Annotated in this window: 1 protein-coding gene; it reads left to right on the top strand. The window is 67.3% G+C overall.

What is annotated here, in order from left to right; genetic code table 11:
- Positions 1 to 367: recombinase family protein (locus IH25_RS0136940; RefSeq protein WP_030621512.1), on the top strand; the 367-nt coding region annotated here is incomplete at both ends.

Below are 367 nucleotides of genomic sequence, written 5' to 3'. Positions count from 1 at the left end.
GCGCAGGACTACCCGCCACCGGTGGCAAGCGCTGGGGGTACATCTGGCACCGCCGCCACCTCGACGAAGAAGCAGGCGTCATCCACCGCGAGTGGTACGAGCCCGACGACACCGGCCGCATCGTCACCAGCCTCTACGAACGCGTAGCCGAGGGCGAGTCGATGGTGTCCGTCACGCAGTGGCTTGGACGCAACGGCTACAAGGGCACCCGCGGTAAACCGTGGCTTCAGTCTGGCCTCACCCGCTACATGGACCGCGGCTTTGCCGCCGGCTGGATTCCCTACCACCCCGACGACTGCACATGCCCACCCAAGGACCCCGACAGCAGCGCGAGCCGCGGCGAGTTGTGCCCCAACCGCATCTGGAT

Source organism: Streptomyces achromogenes subsp. achromogenes (assembly GCF_000720835.1).
In the GTDB taxonomy this organism is placed as follows: domain Bacteria; phylum Actinomycetota; class Actinomycetes; order Streptomycetales; family Streptomycetaceae; genus Streptomyces; species Streptomyces achromogenes.
This window is presented reverse-complemented; position numbering and strand designations above follow the sequence as displayed.